Raw genomic sequence first — 18,721 nt, 5'->3', positions numbered from 1 at the left:
TCCGAACCCCGCTTGCCCTATGTCGATACACTGCCGGTGCAGATTTCTCGGTAGCCGCCGACGACAGGGGACCATCACATGATCGACGTGGACGCCGACGGGCCGGCACGGGTGGACGGGCGCTCGGCGCGCGCCGAGCGTACCCGCACCGCCATCGTCGACGCGCACCTCGCGCTGATCGACGAGGGGGACCTGCGGCCCACCGGGGAGCGCATCGCCGAACGCGCGGGGGTGTCGCTGCGTACCTTGTGGACCAACTTCAAGGACATGGAGACCCTGTTCGCCGCGACCGGCCGGCGGGTCAGCGAGCGGCAGGAGTCGATGGTCCGACCGATTTCGCCGGACTTGCCGCTCACCCGGCGGGTCGGGGAGTTCAGCGTCCAGCGCGCCCGGATGCTGGAGGTGCTGGCGCCCTCGGCCCGCGCCTCCGCGCTGCGCGAGCCCTTCTCGCCGCAGCTGCGCCGCAACCGCGAGGGCAACATCGCCCGGGTACGCGGCGAGATCGAGACCGTCTTCGGCCCGGAGCTGGCGCACGCCGGGCCGGGACGTGAGCAGCTGCTCGACGCGCTGACCGTGGCGAGCACCTGGTCGACCTGGTCGATGCTGCGCGACGCGATGGGCCTGGACGTCGAGGCGGCGCGGGCCACCCTGACGCGGATCCTGGGCGCGCTGCTCGTCGACGCCATCGCCGCCGGGCTGCGCTGACGGCCCGGCCGCCCGCCGGGTGACCCGGCGGGCGGCCGGGGCCGGTCAGCCGCTGACCGGGACCGCCTCGGTCGATCCGGCCAGCCGCTGGTGGGCGCGGATCAGCTCGGCGTAGCGCAGCCCGCTGGCCTTGACCGTGCGCCGCTGGGTGGCGTAGTCGACGTGCACCAGGCCGAAGCGCTTGTCGTAGCCGTAGGCCCACTCGAAGTTGTCCAGCAGGGACCAGACGAAGTAGCCGTCCAGCGGCACGCCACGCTCGCGCACCGCCGCGCAGGCCGCCAGGTGTCCCTCCAGGTACGCGGTCCGCTCCAGGTCATCGACCGTCCCCTCGGGGTGACCCGGGCGGTGGGGCGGGGAGCGAACGGAGACCGTCGATCCCGACGGGTTACATCACGCCTAATTAATGTCGTCATTGAAGTGGTTGTCCGAAGGGCCGCCAAGCATGGGGACGTACAGTCGCCCGGGCGGCCGAGGAGGATGCGAGGTGGCAAGTGGAGCTGGTGCGAGCGACGAACCGGGGGCTCCGGCTGCGCAACCGGTCCACCCTGCTGACGAAGGTCTTCCTCGACGGCCCGCTGACCCGGCAGGACCTGGTGCGCAGCAGCGGGCTGAGCCAGCCCGCGGTGAGCAACGTCGTCGGTGACCTGATCGACGAGGGGCTGGTGGTGGAGGCGGGCGCGGCCTCGTCCGACGGGGGGCGGCCGAGCATGATGCTCCGGGTCGCGCCGGGGTTCGCCGCCGTGATCGGCGTCGACGTGGGGGAGACCCGGGTCCGGGTCGAGCTGTTCGACCTGGCGATGACGCTGCTGGCCAGCGGCGAGTACCCGCTGGACCCGGCCCGCACCGAGCCCGCCGAGGTGGCCGGCCACGTGCTGGCCGGCATCGACGCGGTGACCGCCCGCGCGGGCGTCGCGGCGGCCGACGTGCTCGGCGTCGGCATCGGCGTCTCCGGGGTGGTCGAGCAGGGCGCCCAGGCGGTGGTGCACGCCCAGGCCCTCGGTTGGGACCGCGTTCCGCTGCAACGGCTGATCGCCGACGGGACCGACCTGCCGCTGCACCTCGACAACGGGGCCAAGACCCTCGGCCAGGCGGAGATGTGGTTCGGCGCCGGCCGGGGCGCCCGGCACGCCGTGTTCGCGCTGGTCGGCTCCGGCGTCGGCGCGGCCGTGGTGACCAACGGGATCACCTACCGGGGGGCGTCCAGCAGCGCCGGCGAGTGGGGGCACACCACCCTCATGTACGGCGGCCGGGCCTGTCGCTGCGGCGCCCGGGGCTGCCTGGAGGCGTACGTCGGGGCTGAGGCGATCATCGACCGCTACCGGGAGGCCCGCCGGGGCCGGCCGGTGCCCGGCGACGACGAGGAGTCCCAGCTCGCCGCGCTGGTCGACGCGGCGGCCACCTCGGCCACCGCCCGGCGGGTGCTCGACGAGACCGCCGGCTACCTCGGCGCCGGGGTGGCCAACCTGATCAACCTGTTCAATCCGGAGCGGGTGGTGCTCGGCGGCTGGGCCGCCATGGCCCTCGGCGACCTGCTGCCGGCCATCCGGGCGGCCACCGGCCGGCAGGCGCTGCGCCAGCCGTACGAGCAGGCGTCGATCCAGCTCGGCCGGCTGGGGGTGGACGCGGTGGCGTTGGGCGCGGCGACCCTGCCCATCGCTCGGCTGCTCGCCTCGGGCGGCGTACGCGACTGACCGTCACCGGGCCCGCTGGAAGGCGCGGCCGAGCTCAGGTGTGGCACCAGCCCGCGCCGGACTCGTTGCGGGCCATGGTGGACGGGCGGTCGGGCAGCGCCGGGTGCCCGGTCCGCCCAACGCCGTGGTCGCCGGGGCGCCCAGGTCACGACAGTGGGGCCTATGTCGCGACGGCGCTCGCGGAGCGACATCGCCGGCTCAATGAACGCCCCTGGACGAGGGTCACCGCGGGTCCGCCGAACGACGACGGGGGGCCGGGGCGGCCTCGGGGCCGCCCCGGTTCATCGATGCGCCCGGGACGGTGCGGTGGCGCCCGGTCACCTCGGGACCCACTCCCGCGCCCGGTTCTGCTCGGGTCGGGGTGGTCGCCCGGTCGGCCAGTGGGCGACGTTGGCGGCCCGTCGCCCCGGCCGCGGCGCCGGACGCCACATCGGGTGCACCAGCATCCCGTTCAGCAGGGGGAAGCTGTCGCGCTCCAGGTACCCGTGCCGACCGTGCAGGGCGCGGTGGCCGTCGCTGAAGGTCTCCGCGTACGTCGGCAGGCCGAGCGTGTCCATCCACCGCTGGCTGCCGGCGAGGACGGCGTCGGCCCGCGCGGCACGGTCCGGGCCGGACGGCACCGCCAGGATCGCCAGGTGGTGGTGCGCCTCGGTGGGGCGGTGCGCGGCCAGGGCCTGTTCGAGGAGGAGGAAGCGTTCGTGGTCCTCGCCGCAGGCCAGCGCGAGCCGTTCCTCGTAACGGGCGGGCGACGGGATGGGGCGGTAGCGGTGGAACCAGACGGTGGCGGCCGTGCCGGCGGGCAGCAGGAACACGTCGCCGACCAGCAGCGCGTGTTCGGTCCAGATCCGGGCCACCTCGGCCAGCACGAGCGGCCTGCGCTGCTCGTCGGGAACCAGCCAGGCACCGACCACGGTGGGGGCGAGGCTCGCGGTGACAAGGTCGACGATCCGGCCGACGTCGCACCAGCGGGCGCGGGCGACGGGCATGGGGTAGCTCATGGTGTGACTCCTGATCAAGATCATGATCGGGTACGGCAGGCGTGGTCGACCGGCCGGTGGCCCGGTGACACCAGGCGCCGGTGTGGTCGACGAAGCGGGGCCCGCGCAGGGCCGTCAGTCCGGCGGACGCCGGAGCGGTGGGCGACAGGGACGCGCGGCCGAGGGCGAGGCGGGAACTCCGGTGGCGACGGCCGTCGGGGTCGGACCCGATCCGACGCGACGGCGGCGCCGCCACGACGAGGTGGACCCCCACGTCGCGTCGGCGGACCGCCGTCAGGCGGGTCTGCTCCCCGGCCGGGGACAGCGGGACGGCAGCGGACTGGGAGCGTCCGGCCGGCAGAGCCGCAGCCCGGTGGCGGGCGGCGTCCAGGTGACCGTCGAGGCGTCGCCGGCGGGCTGGTGGACACCGCCGGCCGACGCCACGCCGCCGGTGTCGGTGGCGGGCCCACCGCGGTGCGGGATGACGTCGGGTCGGAGCGGGTGGCGGACCGGATCGGCGCCGGCTCCCGCCGGCGACCACGCGACCGCGCTCGTCTGTGCCGGGCCGGCCAGGGCCGCGCCGGTCCAGGGTTGCCCGGTGGGCGGCATCGCGGCGGATGGTGTCGGCGGGGCGGCCGCGGCGGATGGTAGCCCGGCCGCGCCGGTCACCCCGGGTGCCTGCTCGGCCGTGCCACCCGTCCCGGGTGCCCGCTCGGCGGGCGGGGCGGCCTCGGCCGGACGCAGCGCCCCCAGCACCGGCTCCAGCGGCCGAAGCACGGGCTCCAGCGGTTGGAGCGCGGGCTCCAGCGACTGGAGCACCGGCTCCAGCGGCCTGAGGACCGGGTGGAGGCTGCGCAGCAGCGGGTCGACCACGGGGGTCAGAGCGCCGACGATGGGACCGGCGACCGGGTCGACCACCGGGGGCAGGGCGCCGAGGACGGGACCGGCGACCGGGTCGAGCACGGGGGGCAGGGCGCCGAGGACGGGGCCGGCCACCGGGTCGAGTACGGCGGGCAGAGCGCCCACGACGGGGGTGGCCACCCGGTCGACGGCGTTGGCCGGCGGTGTCGCCACCCGGTCCCGCGGCGGCCGGCTCGCGCGCGCGGCCACGGTCTCCGGCGTCTCCAGGCGGGGCGGGACGGTTCGGGTCGGTCGGCCGGCGGGCGGGGTCGTCCGGCGTTTCGGTGCCGGCGTCGCCTCGCGGGTGTCAGTTGTCGGGGACGACCCGGCCCGGGACGGCGTCGTGCCGCCCGTGCCGCCGCCCACGTCGACGGACCCGGGCGGGCGCGGGGGATCCGGGGTGTCGGCCCCGACCGAGGGCAGGATCGCCACCGGGGAGAGGGTGGACTGGAGCAGGTCGGTCACGCCTCCGACGACCGTATCCACCGTGACGACGGGTAGCGCATCGGCGGCGCGCGCCGACTGGGCCTCGCCCGCCTCGTAACCGATCCAGGCGCAGGCGGCGGCGCCGAGCACGAGCCCGAGGCGCAGCGCGAGAGGCCCCAACGGCCCGCTCCGCACGCCCATCGCCGCACCCCCGACCTCAGCCGCCCCCGAGGGCCGGCACCGGGGACTCTACCGAAAGCGCCGGTGCGGTGACAGAGAGCGCGCGGCGCGGCGCTCAGGTTTCTGTGCCGCTGGTCAGGCCGGCACCTCCCGGCCGCGGGGCAGGGGCGGTCGACCGGCGCCCATCCCAGGGTGGGGCGTCGACAGGGCGCCGATGGCTCGCCTCGGCGGGCCGTGGTCGCCGGTGGCGGCCGGCCCGGCCGACGGCGCGTCGCCCGGGACCGGACCTTCGTCCACTCCGAACAGGTGTGCCGTCGCGGTGAGGTGCAGCAGGCGGGAGACGCAGCGGGACGGTCGTCGCAGCGCCAGGCCGCCCGCCGCCTCGCGCAGCAGGCGGTCCGCCTCGACGAGGGCGCGTACCGCGTGCAGGTCGACGAAGCGGACCCCGGAGAGGTCCAGGACGACCCGGGGGGCGGGGCGGCGGGCGAGCTCCGCCACGAGGTCGACGAGCAGGTGCGCGTTGCTCATGTCCACCTCACCGTGGACCGAGACCACCCTCAGCGGTCCCTCGTGCTCCCAGTCGAGTGACATCACCGGCGCGTCCGGCGCGGGGACGTCGCCGCCCGCGCGCCGGCTCGGACCGTACGGCAGTTCCGTGGACATCGCGCCCCCTTGCGGGATTGATCGGACTTCACGGCACCGCGGTGCGGTGCCGGTCCTGGGCGCGTGTCTCGACCCGGGCCCGACGCTACCCCTGTCGGCCGATTTCCACACGTCACGGTGGCGACCGCCTCCCGGTGCCTCCGGCTCGGGCGACGCGACCTCGGCGCGGCGGGTAGGGTGCGAGGTGCCACGCCGCCCCGGTGCGAGGCCGCCACCGCGGCCCCGGGCACGCGGCCGCCGCGCGCGGTCCGGGGACGGTCCGACCGAAGACCGACGCGGCACACGCCCGCCGCACCCGTGGGGTACGCCCCGTCGTGAAGGGCCCGTTCCATGGCACAGACTCCGCTGTCCCCGCAGGACGCCCTGGCCGAGCTCGGTCGGATCCGGCTCGACGAGGCCGGCGTCGACGAGGTGCTGCGCTCCGTCGCCGGGCTGGCCCGGCGCAGCATCCCCGGCGCCGCCGAGGTCTCCGTGACGCTGTTGCGGGACGCCACCGCGCAGAGTGTGGCCACCACGGGCGAACTCGCCCTCGAACTCGACGAGTTCCAGTACGAGCAGGGCCGGGGCCCGTGCCTGGACGCCTCGGTCAGCGGCGACGCGATCTCCGTGCCGGACACCGCCGACGAGGACCGGTGGCCGGTCTGGGCCGGCCGGGCCCGGGATGCCGGCGTCGGCAGCTCCCTGTCGATCGGGCTGCCCATCCAGGAGGCGGTGGTGGGCACCCTCAACGTCTACGGGCTGGCGACGCGCGCCTTCGACCGGGACGCGCAGGAGCTGGCGAAGACCTTCGCCGCGTACGCCGCCGTGGCCGTGGCCAACGCCCACCTGTACGAGAACGCCGCGACGCTGGCCGAGCAGATGCGCGCGGCGATGGAGAGCCGGGCGGTCATCGAGCAGGCCAAGGGCATCATCATGGGCGAACGGCGGTGCTCGGCCGACGAGGCGTTCGCGATCCTGTCAAAGCTGTCCCAGGACACCAACCGCAAGGTACGCGACGTCGCCGCGGCGCTCGTGGCGCGGGCCGAGGGGACGCCCGGCTGAGCGGTGACTCAGCCCTCCGGGCGGGTCGACTGCCGGGGCGCCGCGCCACCCGCGGTGACCTGACGCACCAGCGCCTCGGCCACGTCCCGCACCTTGCGGTTGGAGTTCTGCGACACCTTGGCCAGGATCGCGAACGCCTCGTCCGCCGAGCACCGCCGCTGCCCCATGATGATGCCCTTGGCCTGCTCGATGACCGCGCGGCTGTGCATCGCCGACTGCATCTGCTGGGCGAGGTTCGCGGTGCTGTCGTAGAGGTGGGCGTTGGCCAGGGCGACGGCGGCGTGGTCGGCGAAGGTCTGCGCGGCCTCGGCCACCTCGTCGAACGCGCCCGGCCGGGTGCCGTAGACGTTCAACGCCCCGACCACCGCCTCCTGGATGGGCAGGCCGATCGACATCGAGCTGCCCGCGCCGGCCTCGCGCGCCCGCCGCGCCCACTCCGGCCACCGGCTCTCCGTCGCCATGTCTGCCACGATCATCACGGTGCCGGTCGTCGCCGCGTCGAGGCACGGGCCCCGACCCTGCTCGTACTGCCACTCGTCGAGGCGCAGCGCCAGGTCGCCGGTGTAGGCGGCGGTGGTGGCCTCGGTGCCGTGCACCAGCGTCACCGACACCTCGGCGGCCCCCGGGATGCCGTCCCGGGCGACCTGGGCGATCCGGGTCAGGATGGCGTCCAGGCCGGTCTCGTCGTGGCGGATCGTGCCCAGCTGGATGAAGGCCTCGGTCAGGTCGAGGGGGGACTGCGGCATGGCGTCTGACGTCCTTGCGAACCGGCGCAATCGTTCCGGCGGAGCCGGGGCAGCGCATGATGGGAACGGCCCATTCCCGTCGGCCGCGGGTGCGGCTCCACGGGGCAGACCGGGGACCAGCGCCGCTGCTTGACGCTCGCTCGCGACGCCTGGCGGGGCGTCGGCTGCGGTGGTCCACTCTACCGTCCCCTCCGGTCGCGGCGGTCCCCGGACCGTCCGTGCGTCGCCAGCCGGGCCGGCCGCCCGGACGGGCCCGCCGGGCCCTACCGTGCGGGCGGTGGGACGACGTGATCCCGTTCGCCACGCGGTGCTGGCCCGGCACCGGCCGCGGGCGGTCACCCCCGGCACCCGAGCGCGCGGCCCCGGTCAGGCCAGCCGGATGCTGTTCCCCTCGACCGAGACGGCCGCCTCCGGCAGCGGCTGACCGGCCGGTCCGCCGCGCACCGAGCCGTCGGCGATGTCGAAGACGCTGTTGTGGCACGCGCAGACGATGGTGCGGTCGCGGACGGCGGTGACGGTGCAGCCCTGGTGGGTGCACTTCGCCGAGAACGCCTTGATGGTGCCCTCGGCGGGCTGGGTGACCACCACCCCCTGGGCGGCGAAGATCCGCCCGCCGCCGACGGGGATGTCCGCCACCGTGGCCAGCGGCTTCGCCGCTCCGCCCGCCGCGCCGGTCGCCTGGGGGGCCGGGGCCCCGGCCTCGCCGTACGTCTGGCAGCCGGTCAGCAGGGCGGTGAGGCCCGCCGCGCCGGCACCGGCCAGCATCGCCCGCCGGGACGGGCAGCCGGGATCGCGGTCGTCGACCATGTCCTCGCCTTCCTCTCGTACCTCAGATGCCGACGCCGACCGTGGTGAAGTACCACAGCGACGAGGTCAGCCAGATGCCCATCAGGACGGTGAAGACCACCCCGCCGATCACCGGCAGCACCCAGCCGGCCAGGCCCGGCCGGGGCAGGGCGAGCATCTTGGTGGTGAAGGCGCCGAAGAACAGGCAGCCGAGCAGCGAGTGCAGCAGGGTGCGCGGGTCGTGGTCGGCGAAGCCGAGCGCGTAGAGACAGTGCACCGCCACCGGCACGGTCAGCAGGAACGCGATCCGGCCCGACCAGCGGTGCGCGGTGCCCGCCCAGGACGGGGAGAAGCCGCCCAGCCGGCCCCACATGGCCAGCGCGGAGAGCAACTGGAGGACGGCGAAGAACGCCGCGCCGCTGCCCAGCCACACCTTCACCGCCTGCGGGCCGGAGAAGCCGGCCAGGTTGACGGCGATGCCGGTCGGGGTGTGGAGCCGACCGTAGACGCCCGTGGCCACCGCGACGGCCGCGCCGACGAGCAACGGAACGAGCAGCGACGCCCGGGGCGCGCCGAACGTGGCGGGCCGGTCCGGCGCGGGAGCCGGGTCGAACCGGACGTGCACGACCGGCGTGGTGTCGTCGACGGAGTCCGCGTCGACGCCGTGCCGGGGACCGAGCCTCACTCCGCCGTACCCGGTTCGGCGGCCACCGGCTCGGCGGCGACGGTGCTGCCGTCGACGATCGTCGTGCCGAACGCCGGGTCGAGCGGCGGGGCCGGCGCCGGGGAGCCGTCGCGGGTGAGCACGCCGATCTGGGAGCCGTCCGGCAGCATGATCCAGCCGCCGTCGACGCCGGCCCGGCGCGTCTGCGCGGTGGCCCGGTAGAGCACGGGCGCGGGCGTGGCGGCGGCCTTGGCGGTGAACCTCCACCGCTGGTCGCCGACGACCAGTTCGCCGGTGACGTCGCCGTCGCCGATCGTGGCGGTGAGGGTGGCGCCCTTCTTGCCGGTCAGCTTCAGCCGGCCGTCCGCGGCGGTGCCCCGCAGCCAGATCTCCAGGCGGCGGCCGTCGCAGACGTAGGCCACGGCCGTGCCCTTGGTGGCGGTGACGGCGATGGTGGCGCCGCTGTCGAGCCGGCCGGTCCAGTTCCCGGTGACCGGCGCGGCCGGGGCGGCCGGGGCGGTGGTGGGAGCGCCGGGGCGGCCGCGCTGCTCGGACGGCTGCGCGGGCGGTTGCCCGGTCGGGTCGACCGGTGGTGACGAGGGCGCGTCGGGTGGCGCCGTGGCGCTGGCCGAGGGGGTGACGGCGGCCGTCGGCTGGACCGTACGCGGCGCCGCCTGGGCGCTCATCGCGAACAGCACGGCGGCCGTCCCGGCCCCGGTCAGCAGGGTCAGCAACGGGGTGATGCGCTTCATGAGCAGCTCCCTTCACCCGGTCGTACGGTGCCGGGGCGCCGGTCGTTCAATCCGCGCGCCGATCCGTCCCGGCAATTTCGCGGGCACGGCCGGGAGCAGCCGCGGCGGCGCCGGGCCCACGGACCCGGGAGGGTGGGGCTCCGCTCAGGCCGGCCGGCGGGTGCTCTGCCGGACGATCAGCGGGGTGGCCAGCTCGATGCGGTGGCTGTCCAGTTCCTCGCCGGCGACCAGCGCGAGCAGCATCCGGGTCGCCATCCCGGCCATCTCGGTCAGCGGCTGGCGGACGGTGGTCAGCGGCGGGGCCGACCAGCGGGCGGCGTCCAGGTCGTCGAAGCCGACGATGCTCACGTCGTCGGGGACCCGCGCGCCGCGCTCGTAGAGCGCCTCGTAGGCGCCGAGGGCCATCTGGTCGGCGCAGGCGAAGACGGCGGTGGGCGGGCGGGAGAGGTCGAGCAGGGCGTTCATCTCCCGGTATCCGGACGGCGCGTTGAAGTCGCCGTGCCGGACGTACCCGGCGGGGATCTTGCGGCCCGCCGCGTTCATCGCGGCCCGGTAGCCGTCGACGCGGGCCCGGCTGCACGGCACGGTGGGCTGGCCGCCGATCACGGCGATCCGGTCGTGGCCGAGGGCGAGCAGGTGCTCGGTTGCGGCGACGCCACCGGCCCAGTTCGTCGCGCCGACGGACGGGATGCCCGCGCCGGGCTGCCCGGCCGGGTCGATGATGACCACCGGGATGCCCAGTTCGTCGAGTTGGCTCTGCTGGCTGGGGGAGAGGTCGGAGAGTACCAGCAGCACCCCGTCGCAGCGGCGGGCGGAGAGCTGCTCGATCCAGCGCCGGTCGGGGCGGGTGCGGTGCCGGCCGTGCACGGCGGAGACCACGACGCCCATGCCGGCCCGGTAGGCCAGCTCCTCGACGCCGTCGAGGATCTGCATCGCCCAGGGGCTGCCGAGGTCGCGGAAGACCAGGTCGATGAGGCCGGCGCCGCCGGAGGAGGTGGCCCGCCGGGCCGTGTAGCCGCGCCGGTCGAGCAGGTCCTGCACCTTCTGCCGGGTGGTGGGCGCGACGTCCGGCCGGCCGTTGAGCACCTTCGAGACGGTGGGCACGGACACGCCGGCGGCGGCCGCGATCTCCGACAGGGTCGCCCGCGTCTCCGGCATGCCACTCTCCTCGGCGATCGATGTGCCCTGCCCTCGATCGTATCCCGAAAGTTTCGAAAACTGCGCACCGGCGTGTCCGATCCGTTAGATTTCGCTGCCAATCCATCGACAGCGACCCCTTGACCCGATCTCGCGACGCTGCCTAGTCTGCCTCGAAATCGAAACTTTCCCGAAACTTATCGAGGCATCCGGTCGGCGCGGCCGGGTCGTGGAGAGGACGGTGATCGGCCATGCGTCGGCGCGATTTCCTGGGTGGTACGGCCGCAGCCCTGCTCAGCACCGGCGTGCTGGGCTCGCTCGCCGCGTGCGGCAACTCCGGACCGGGCGGGGGTGAGCAGCTTCAGCTCTGGGCTCTGCAGGACGCCGAATACCAGAAGGTCCTCAAGCCCGCCATCGACGCCTACAACTCCGGCGCCGAGAACAAGATCCAGTTCACCACGTACGTCAACGACGCCTACAAGCAGAAGCTCCAGGTGGCGATGGGGTCGCCGCAGGCGCCGGACGTCTTCTTCAACTGGGGTGGCGGCAACCTCGCCCAGTTCGTCAAGGCCGGCCAGGTGGTCGACCTGACCGACCGGACGGCCGACCTGTCCGCCGCGTTCCTGCCGAGCGTGCTGTCGGTGGGGCAGGTCGACGGCCGGCAGTACGCCCTGCCGATGAACGGGATCCAGCCGGTGATCCTCTATTACCACAAGGGCGTCTTCGCCGCCGCCGGGCTCCAGCCGCCGAAGACGTACGACCAGCTGCTCGCGGTGGTCGACGCGCTGAAGGCCAAGGGGGTCACCCCGATCGCGCTGCCCGGCTCGCAGGGCTGGACCGAACTGATGTACCTGGAGTACCTGCTGGACCGGGTCGGTGGCCCCGACAAGTTCGCCGCGATCGCCGCCGGCGGGGCCGGCGCCTGGTCGGACCCGGCGGTGGTGCGGGCCGCCACGATGTGCCAGGAGCTGGCGAAGCGGGGTGCGTTCGGCGGGAACTTCTCCTCGATCAACTACGACAACTCCGGCGCCTCCAAGCTCTTCGCCACCGGCAAGGCGGCCATGTTCCTCATGGGCAGCTGGGAGTACTCCACCCAGCTGACCAACAACCCGGCCTTCGTCAAGGACGGCAAGCTGGGCTGGCTGCCCTTCCCGACGGTCGCCGACGGCGCCGGCGACCCGACGGCGGTGGTCGGCAACCCGAGCAACTACTACTCGGTGTCGGCCAGCTCCAAGCACGCCGACACGGCGGTCGACTTCCTGAAGCGGACCCTGACCTCCGAGTCGTACGTCCAGGGGCTGATCGCCGCCGGGCAGGTGCCGGCGGTCAAGGGCGTGGAGACCAAGCTGGCCGGCACCCCGGGCGCCGAGTTCACCACCTTCACCTACCAGCTGGTGTCCGGCGCGTCCTCGTTCACCCAGTCCTGGGACCAGGCGCTGCCGCCCTCGGTCGGCAGCGAGCTGCTGACCAACCTGCAGAAGCTCTTCCTCTCCCAGCTCACCCCGGCCGAGTTCGTCGCCGCGATGGGCAAGGCGCGGTGACCGCGGCCGTGCCGGCCCTCGGCCGGGCCTCGGCGGACCGGCGCCGGCACGGCCGGCCGGGCGCGCTCTGGGCGGTCCCCGCCGGGCTGTTCTTCACCGTCTTCGGGCTGGCGCCGATCCTGGTCGTGGCCTACCTCAGCCTGACCCGCTGGAACGGGCTCGGCGATCCGGTGTGGACCGGCCTGGACAACTGGCGGGCACTGCGCGACGACGCCGACCTGACCCACGGCATCTGGACCACGCTGCTGCTGACCGCGCTGTGCTGGGTGGTGCAGACGCCGCTGGCGCTGCTGCTGGGCGTCTGGGCGGCGGCGCCGCAGCGCAACCGGGCGATCCTCTCGGCGGCCTTCTTCCTGCCCCTGCTGCTCTCCACCGCCGCGATCGCGCTGGCCTGGCTGTCCCTGCTGGACCCCAACTTCGGCGCCGCGGCGACGCTGGGGCCCTGGCTGGGCGCACCCGACGGCAACCTGATCGGCGACCCGGACCGCGCGCTGTACGTGGTCGCCCTCGTCATCGCCTGGCAGTTCGTCCCGTTCCACACGCTGATCTACCAGGCCGCCGTCCGGCAGATCCCGGCGAGCCTCTACGAGGCCGCGGCCATCGACGGCGCCGACCGGGTACGCCAGTTCCGGTCGATCACCCTGCCGCTGCTGCGCCACACGATCGTCGCCTCCTCGGTGCTGATGATCGTCGGATCGCTCACCTACTTCGAGACGATCCTGCTGCTCACCGGTGGCGGGCCGGGCACCGAGACCCGGGTGCTGCCGCTGCACATGTACATCAAGGGCTTCGTCGGCTTCGACATGGGCTACGCCAGCACGCTGTCGGTGCTGCTGGTGGCCGTCGGCACCGTGCTGTCGGTGCTGATCGTCCGGGCCACCGGCTACCACCGGATGGCCAGCGACCGGGAGGGCCTGTGAGACAACCGCAGTCCGTGCGGCCGGCGCCGCCGCCGACGCCCGGCACGCCCACGCCGGCCACCACGGGGGTACCCGCCGACGAGCCGCCCGCCGCGGGCCGGGCGCGGGCCCGCGGGCCGGTGAACCTGCCGGCCGGGGTCGGGGCGACACTCTGGCTGCTCGTGGTGGTGCTGCCGCTCTACTACATCCTGGTCAGCAGCCTGCGCACCCCCGACGGCTACCTCAACGACGGCGCGCTGGCCCTGCCCGGGACACTGACTCTCGACAACTACGGTCGGGTGCTCGGGCAGGGCTTCGCCCGGCTGCTGCTCAACAGCGCGGTGGTGACCGCCGCGACGATGGTGCTGGTGCTCGCGCTCGCGCTGCCCGCGGCGTACGCGATCGTGCGCGGCACGAGTCGGGCCGTGCGGGTCGGGTTCTCGCTCTTCCTGCTCGGCCTGGCCATCCCCGCCCAGGCCGTGGCCGTCCCGATCTACCTGATCATCACCCGGCTCCAGCTCTACGACTCGCTGCTGGCGATCATCCTGCCCACCGTGGCGTTCTCCCTGCCCATGTCGGTCGTCGTGCTCACCAGCACGCTGCGCGACATCCCCGACGAGCTGTACGAGGCGATGACGGTCGACGGGGCGGGCCCGGCGCGGACCTTCACCCGGCTCGTCGTGCCGCTGGCCCGGCCCGGCCTGGTCAGCATCGGCATCTTCAGCGGGCTGGGCGCCTGGAACGGCTTCCTCTTCCCGCTCGTGCTCACCCAGAGCCCCGAGCAGCGGGTGCTGCCGCTCGGGCTGTGGAACTTCCAGAACCAGTTCGGCACCGACGTGCCCGGCCTGATGGCGCTGGTGGTGTTCTCCGCCCTGCCGGTGCTCACCCTCTACCTGTTCGGCCGGCGTCACCTGCTCGGCGGCCTCACCGCCGGCTTCGGCAAGTGACCCGCCCCCCCACGAGGAGACCTCCCCATGACCAGCGGGGTAACCACGCCCACCACCACCCGTGTGATCCACAACCCGGTGCTGCCGGGCTTCCACCCCGACCCGTCGATCCTGCGGGTGGGGGAGGACTACTACCTGGCCACCTCGACGTTCGAGTGGTACCCGGGGGTGCGGCTGCACCACTCCCGGGACCTGGTCCACTGGCGACCGCTCGGCGGCATCCTCACCGAGCGCCGCCTGCTCGACCTCACCGGCGTCGGCGACTCGTGCGGCGTCTGGGCGCCCTGCCTGTCGTACGCGCACGGGCGGTTCCACCTCGTCTACACCGACGTGGCCAGCTTCGCCAGCGGCTACTGGGACCCGCAGAACTACGTGGTCACCGCGCCCGACGTCACCGGCCCCTGGTCGGACCCGGTGCCCGTGCACGCGCACGGCTTCGACCCGTCGCTCTTCCACGACGACGACGGCAGCACCTGGCTGCTGGCGATGCGCGCGGACTGGCGCCCCGGACGGGACTCGTTCGGCGGCATCGAGATCCAGCGGTACGACTCGGTGGCGGGGCGGCTCGTCGGCCCGCCCCGGCTGATCTTCGAGGGCACCACCGCCGGGGTCACCGAGGGGCCGCACCTCTACCGCCGCGACGGCTGGTACTACCTGCTCACCGCCGAGGGCGGCACCAGCTGGGAGCACCAGGCGACGGTGGCCCGCTCCCGGTCGCTGTTCGGCCCGTACCGGCCGGACCCGGCGGGCCCGCTGATCAGCTCGTACGGCCGGCCCGAGCTGCGGTTGCAGAAGGCCGGCCACGGCAGCCTGGTCGAGACCGGTGACGGCCGGTGGTACCTGGCCCACCTCACCGGCCGCCCCTACACCCCGCTGGGCAACTGCGTGCTGGGCCGGGAGACCGCCCTGCAGCCGGTCGAGTGGACCGCCGACGGGTGGCCCCGGGTACGCGGGGGCGTACCGGCCGACGTGGTGGCCGCCCCCGACCTGCCGCCCGCGCCGTGGCCGGCGGAGCCGGCGACCGACCACTTCGACGCCCCCACCCTCGGGCCGGCCTGGTCGACCCTGCGCCGCCCGGCCACCCCGGACTGGGTCGACCTCGCCGCCCGCCCCTCCCACCTGCGGATCGTCGGCGGCCAGTCACCGGTCGGGCGGCACCGGCCCAGCCTGGTCGCCCGCCGGGTCACCGACCCGCGCTGCGCCCTGTCCACCGTGCTGGAGTTCCGGCCGGAGACCTTCCGCCAGCTGGCCGGGATCACCGGCTACTACAACAGCCGGAACTGGCACTACGCCTACGTCAGCCTCGACGACGCGGGGGAGCCGGTGCTCGAGGTGCTCAGCTGCGACTCCGGCCGGCGCACGGCGTACCCGGAGGCGACCGTGCGGCTGGGGCGGCGCGCGCGGATCGGGCTGCGGGTGGTCTTCGACGGGCCGGCCCTGCGGTTCTCCTACGACCTCGGCGACGGGTGGCGGCCCCTGTCACCGGTGCTCGACGCCACCATCCTCTCCGACGAGCACGCCGCCCGCGCGGTGGACGGCGAGCCGACGGGCTGGGGCTTCACCGGGGCGTTCGCCGGCCTCTGGGTGCAGGACATCGGCGCCGACGGCGGGTACGCCGACTTCGACTCGGCGACCTGGCACACCGGCGCGGCCGTCGACTGAACGGCGGGCTCGGCGGATCGGTGGCTCAGCCGACGGGCACGGTGGCGGTGACGGTGGCCTGGTCGACGTCGCTGGTCCGGGCGGTGAACCGCAGCGTCCACTCGCCCCGGACCGGGAAGGTGACCTCCGCGCTGGCGTGGTGCGGTTCCGGCGTGTCGACCGGCACCCGGACCGGCTCCACGCCGGCCGCCGGCAGCGCCAGACTGACCGTCCACTCGACGACCGGCAGCGCCTGGCCCTGCGGGGTGTAGACGTAGGCGTGCAGCGAGTTCGGCGTCCCGACCCGCACCGGGTAGACGTCGAACTGCAAGGTGTACAGGCCGCTGGTCAGCGTCTGGGCGACCCCCTCCCGGCTGGCCCGGGCGGCCTCGGTGCCGGCCGTGCGGCCCGGCGGCGTCTGCACCAGCACGGCGCTGAAGGTCAGCACCAGCGCGGTGGCGACCAGTTCGACCCCCGCCGCCCGGCTGACCCGGCCCGGCCGCCCCGCCGCCAACCCCCGGCGCACCAGGCGTCGCTGGCCGGCGGCGACCGCCAGCACCACGGCGAGCAGGGCGGCCTTGCCGCAGAGCAGCCGCCCGTACGTGGTGTCGAGCAGCGCGGCGGGCCGGCCGAGCTCGACCGCGGCCTGGGCGACGCCGCTGGCGACCAGCCAGCACACCGCGAGGGTGGCCAGCCGGGACCAGGCGGGCAGGACGCGGGCGCGCAGCCGCTCGTGCAGGCCGGGCAGCAGGAACGCCACCAGGGTGAGCAGCCCGCCCGCCCAGACCGACATCGCGGCCAGGTGCACCACGCCGACGGCGACACTGACCGGCGGCAGCGGCCCGGCCACCGGGTGCCCGGCCAACGGCCAGGTGGTCAGCGCGGCAACGCCGACCACCGCCAGCGCGGCCCGCCGCCCCCGACCCGACCGGCCGGCCACGACGGCGGGCAGCAGCGCCGCGGCCACGCCGACCAGGGCCAGCCGGGCGCCCAGCACCGGGCCGACGGCGCTGGCGCCCACCGCCCGCAGGTCGGCCGGGGACAGCTCACCGACCGGCGCTCCCACCATGTCCGCGGCCTGTGCCACCCACTGCCCGGCGGTGGCCACCACGACCAGGCCGAGCCCCGCCCAGGCGGCGACCACGACCGGGCGGCGGGAGCGCCGGCGCGGCCACATCCCGACGGCCAGCAGCACCGGACCGACGGCCAGGACCAGCCCCAGGTAGCCGACGTACCGGGCGGCCGGCGCCAGCGCGCCGCTGGTCCGGGTCCGACCGTCGGGCGGCGGGGGAGTCGCCGACGGGGCGCCGGCGGAGTAGGTGAAGCTGCCCGCCACCGGATGGCTGTCGGCCGAGATCACCCGGTAGCTGACCAGGTAGGTGCCGAGCGGCCGGTCGGGCACCCGGACCGGGATGCGCAGGGTGCCGCCACGCACCACCGGCTCACCCGTGTGGACCTTCCGCCCGTCCGGGCCGAGGACCTGCACCCGCCCCGCGACGGGGGACACCGGCTCGCTGAAGGTCACCACCACCTCCCGTGGCGGGGAACCGATTACCGCGTCGCGTACCGGGCTGGTGGCGATCAGCAGGGCGTGGGCGGCGGCGGGAACGGGTGGCGTCAGCGGAACGGACAGCAGGGCGAGCAGCAGCCCCAGCAGCGCGGCGGTTCGGGTACGCACGACCAGTGGTTCGGATCGGACGGCCGTACGGTTCAACGCGGATGGGTTCCGGATCACCCCTGGCCACCGGCCGGCCGGCTCAGCCGGTGCCGGAGGGCGAGTTGCAGGGCGAGCCGGGCGTCGGGATCGTCCAGCGCCGGGCCGAACAGCTCACGTAGTCGGCGCATCCGGTACCGCACGGTCTGCGTGTGGGTGTGCAGCTCCTCGGCCACGGCGACCACCTGCCCCTGCCGGCGCAGCCAGCTGTGCAGCGTCTCGGCCAGCGCCTGCCGGGCGGCGGGCCGGACGCCGTCCAGCGCGGCGAGCCTGACGGCGGACAGCCGGTCGGCGAGGCCCGGCTCCCACGCCATCAGCAGGGTCAGCAGGTGCTCGTCGCAGCCGAGCGGCCCCGGTGGGAGCACGCCGTCGTGTTGCAGCGCCAGCGCGCGTCGGGAGAGCCGGTACGACAGCCGGGCCCGGCCCAGCTCGACGGTCGGCCCGAGCGCCGCCCGCCGGCCGGACAGCGCCTGCCGGGCGCGGGCCAGGCGTCCGGGCGTGCCCGGGTCGGGCAGGACGAGCCGTACGGCGTCGTCGATGACGGTGGCGATCGCGCCCCCGCCGATGGACCGCGCCAGGTGCTCGGCGTCGGTGCCGTCGACGCTGACCACGGCGACGCTGCGGGGCAGCGGCCAGCGGGCCGCGTCGGCCGCGGCGTGCAGCGCGCTCTCGGCCGGGGCTTCGGGCTGCACCAGCAGGGTGATCAGCCGGCGTCGGGTGGTCGCCCAGTCCTGCGCGACGTCGCGCTGCTCGTCGAGGAACCCCTCCGCCGCCGCGCCGGCGAGGGCGTCGGCGAAGCCGAAGAGCGCGCCGGCGATGACGTACAGGTCGCCCGGCGCCGGGCCGGCCGGGCCGGCGTTCTCCACGAGGAAGGCCCAGATGTCCCGGGCGCCGAGGGTGAGGACGATGCGCAGCGCGTCCACCCGGTGGCCCTCCCGGTACTCGGTGCGGCCGAGAGCGTGGAACACCGCCCGGGTGGCGGCGAGGTCGCGGCCCGGATCGGCGACCGCCTCGACGAACGCGTCGACGGCGGTTTCGACGCCGAGGGTGAGGCCCTGCCCCTGCCCACCGGTCAGCGACCGGCCCTGCGCCCGCATGGCCGCGCGGACGGTCGCGAGGATCCGCCCGTGCAGGGGTGCCCGCAGCCCGCGGAGGTGCTCGCCGACCGTCGGTGGGAGGGCGGCGAGCCCCGGCTCGATGTCGATGAGCGCGTCGGACACCCTTCCGCCCCTCACTTTGTCATCCGGGTTACAAAACCTACCTTGGATCTTGCGCGTGGACCGCCACCACCTTGGCAACCCCGTACGTAAC

General features: G+C 75.0%; 17 protein-coding genes and 1 pseudogene. 7 read left to right on the top strand and 11 right to left on the bottom strand.

Annotated elements, in window-relative coordinates; all coding sequences use genetic code 11:
* Window positions 1-78: 78 nt before the first annotated feature.
* On the top strand, window positions 79-705 hold the full coding sequence (locus ACTMS9_RS23575) for a TetR/AcrR family transcriptional regulator (RefSeq protein ID WP_441148919.1): 627 nt from the start codon (window positions 79-81) through the stop codon (window positions 703-705).
* A gap of 45 nt (window positions 706-750) precedes the next feature.
* On the opposite strand, the pseudogene ACTMS9_RS23570 reads toward ACTMS9_RS23575, so the two are convergent.
* Window positions 751-1,035 (bottom strand): annotated as a pseudogene (locus tag ACTMS9_RS23570) (family 1 glycosylhydrolase); the annotation flags it as partial.
* Between the two features lie 161 nt (window positions 1,036-1,196).
* Between ACTMS9_RS23570 and ACTMS9_RS23565 the strand changes: the two are divergent.
* Window positions 1,197-2,396 carry an ROK family transcriptional regulator gene (locus ACTMS9_RS23565; protein WP_441148918.1) on the top strand — a complete coding sequence of 400 codons (1,200 nt, stop codon included), beginning with the start codon at window positions 1,197-1,199 and terminating at the stop codon, window positions 2,394-2,396.
* A 317-nt stretch (window positions 2,397-2,713) separates the two neighbouring features.
* On the opposite strand, the gene ACTMS9_RS23560 is transcribed toward ACTMS9_RS23565, so the two are convergent.
* The 3 genes from ACTMS9_RS23560 to ACTMS9_RS23550 form a co-directional block, all read right to left on the bottom strand.
* Window positions 2,714-3,394, bottom strand: coding sequence for a hypothetical protein (locus ACTMS9_RS23560; RefSeq protein ID WP_441148917.1), 681 nt, complete (start codon window positions 3,392-3,394; stop codon window positions 2,714-2,716).
* Between the two features lie 273 nt (window positions 3,395-3,667).
* On the bottom strand, window positions 3,668-4,879 hold the full coding sequence (locus tag ACTMS9_RS23555; RefSeq protein WP_441166029.1) for a hypothetical protein: 1,212 nt from the start codon (window positions 4,877-4,879) through the stop codon (window positions 3,668-3,670).
* 135 nt (window positions 4,880-5,014) lie between these two features.
* A complete protein-coding gene (locus ACTMS9_RS23550; RefSeq protein ID WP_441148915.1) occupies window positions 5,015-5,542 on the bottom strand; it encodes an STAS domain-containing protein in 528 nt (175 codons plus the stop codon).
* 330 nt (window positions 5,543-5,872) lie between these two features.
* Here ACTMS9_RS23550 and ACTMS9_RS23545 point away from each other — a divergent pair, with 330 nt between their 5' ends.
* Complete coding sequence (locus tag ACTMS9_RS23545; protein ID WP_441148914.1) at window positions 5,873-6,583, top strand: GAF and ANTAR domain-containing protein; 711 nt, start codon at window positions 5,873-5,875, stop codon at window positions 6,581-6,583.
* 8 nt (window positions 6,584-6,591) lie between these two features.
* Here the strand turns inward: ACTMS9_RS23545 and ACTMS9_RS23540 are convergent, their stop codons facing one another.
* The 5 genes from ACTMS9_RS23540 to ACTMS9_RS23520 all read right to left on the bottom strand — a co-directional run bounded on the left by ACTMS9_RS23540 (window position 6,592) and on the right by ACTMS9_RS23520 (window position 10,689).
* Window positions 6,592-7,329 carry a GAF and ANTAR domain-containing protein gene (locus ACTMS9_RS23540; protein WP_357619059.1) on the bottom strand — a complete coding sequence of 246 codons (738 nt, stop codon included), beginning with the start codon at window positions 7,327-7,329 and terminating at the stop codon, window positions 6,592-6,594.
* Between the two features lie 366 nt (window positions 7,330-7,695).
* Window positions 7,696-8,136 (bottom strand): Rieske (2Fe-2S) protein, encoded by a 441-nt coding sequence (locus tag ACTMS9_RS23535; protein ID WP_441148913.1) that lies wholly within the window; start codon window positions 8,134-8,136, stop codon window positions 7,696-7,698.
* A 22-nt stretch (window positions 8,137-8,158) separates the two neighbouring features.
* Window positions 8,159-8,671, bottom strand: coding sequence for a DUF6529 family protein (locus ACTMS9_RS23530; RefSeq protein WP_441148988.1), 513 nt, complete (start codon window positions 8,669-8,671; stop codon window positions 8,159-8,161).
* Between the two features lie 125 nt (window positions 8,672-8,796).
* Window positions 8,797-9,531, bottom strand: a complete 735-nt coding sequence (locus ACTMS9_RS23525) for a hypothetical protein (protein ID WP_441148912.1) — start codon at window positions 9,529-9,531, stop codon at window positions 8,797-8,799.
* Window positions 9,532-9,675: 144 nt separating this feature from the next.
* Entirely contained in the window at window positions 9,676-10,689 is a 1,014-nt protein-coding gene (locus ACTMS9_RS23520; RefSeq protein WP_280838644.1) for a LacI family DNA-binding transcriptional regulator, read from the bottom strand.
* 230 nt (window positions 10,690-10,919) lie between these two features.
* On the opposite strand from ACTMS9_RS23520, the gene ACTMS9_RS23515 reads away from it, so the two are divergent.
* From ACTMS9_RS23515 to ACTMS9_RS23500, 4 genes are read left to right on the top strand one after another with little or no spacing between them, the layout of a single operon-like run.
* Window positions 10,920-12,209, top strand: coding sequence for an ABC transporter substrate-binding protein (locus ACTMS9_RS23515; protein WP_441148911.1), 1,290 nt, complete (start codon window positions 10,920-10,922; stop codon window positions 12,207-12,209).
* Entirely contained in the window at window positions 12,206-13,129 is a 924-nt protein-coding gene (locus tag ACTMS9_RS23510; RefSeq protein ID WP_441148910.1) for a carbohydrate ABC transporter permease, read from the top strand. The genes ACTMS9_RS23515 and ACTMS9_RS23510 overlap by 4 nt, the downstream gene beginning before the upstream one ends.
* Window positions 13,126-14,055 (top strand): carbohydrate ABC transporter permease, encoded by a 930-nt coding sequence (locus tag ACTMS9_RS23505; protein ID WP_441166028.1) that lies wholly within the window; start codon window positions 13,126-13,128, stop codon window positions 14,053-14,055. Before ACTMS9_RS23510 ends, ACTMS9_RS23505 begins: the two co-directional genes overlap by 4 nt.
* Before the next feature lie 27 nt (window positions 14,056-14,082).
* Window positions 14,083-15,717: a glycoside hydrolase family 43 protein gene (locus ACTMS9_RS23500; protein WP_441148908.1), complete on the top strand. Its 1,635-nt coding sequence runs from the start codon at window positions 14,083-14,085 to the stop codon at window positions 15,715-15,717.
* Window positions 15,718-15,742: 25 nt separating this feature from the next.
* Here the strand turns inward: ACTMS9_RS23500 and ACTMS9_RS23495 are convergent, their stop codons facing one another.
* Both ACTMS9_RS23495 and ACTMS9_RS23490 read right to left on the bottom strand, forming a co-directional pair.
* Window positions 15,743-17,374, bottom strand: coding sequence for a copper resistance CopC/CopD family protein (locus tag ACTMS9_RS23495; RefSeq protein WP_441148907.1), 1,632 nt, complete (start codon window positions 17,372-17,374; stop codon window positions 15,743-15,745).
* A gap of 53 nt (window positions 17,375-17,427) precedes the next feature.
* Entirely contained in the window at window positions 17,428-18,630 is a 1,203-nt protein-coding gene (locus tag ACTMS9_RS23490) for a PucR family transcriptional regulator (protein ID WP_441148906.1), read from the bottom strand.
* Window positions 18,631-18,721 lie beyond the last annotated feature (91 nt).

Origin of the sequence: Micromonospora sp. L31 (assembly GCF_052068075.1) — a bacterium.
GTDB lineage: Bacteria > Actinomycetota > Actinomycetes > Mycobacteriales > Micromonosporaceae > Micromonospora > Micromonospora purpureochromogenes.
This window is presented reverse-complemented; position numbering and strand designations above follow the sequence as displayed.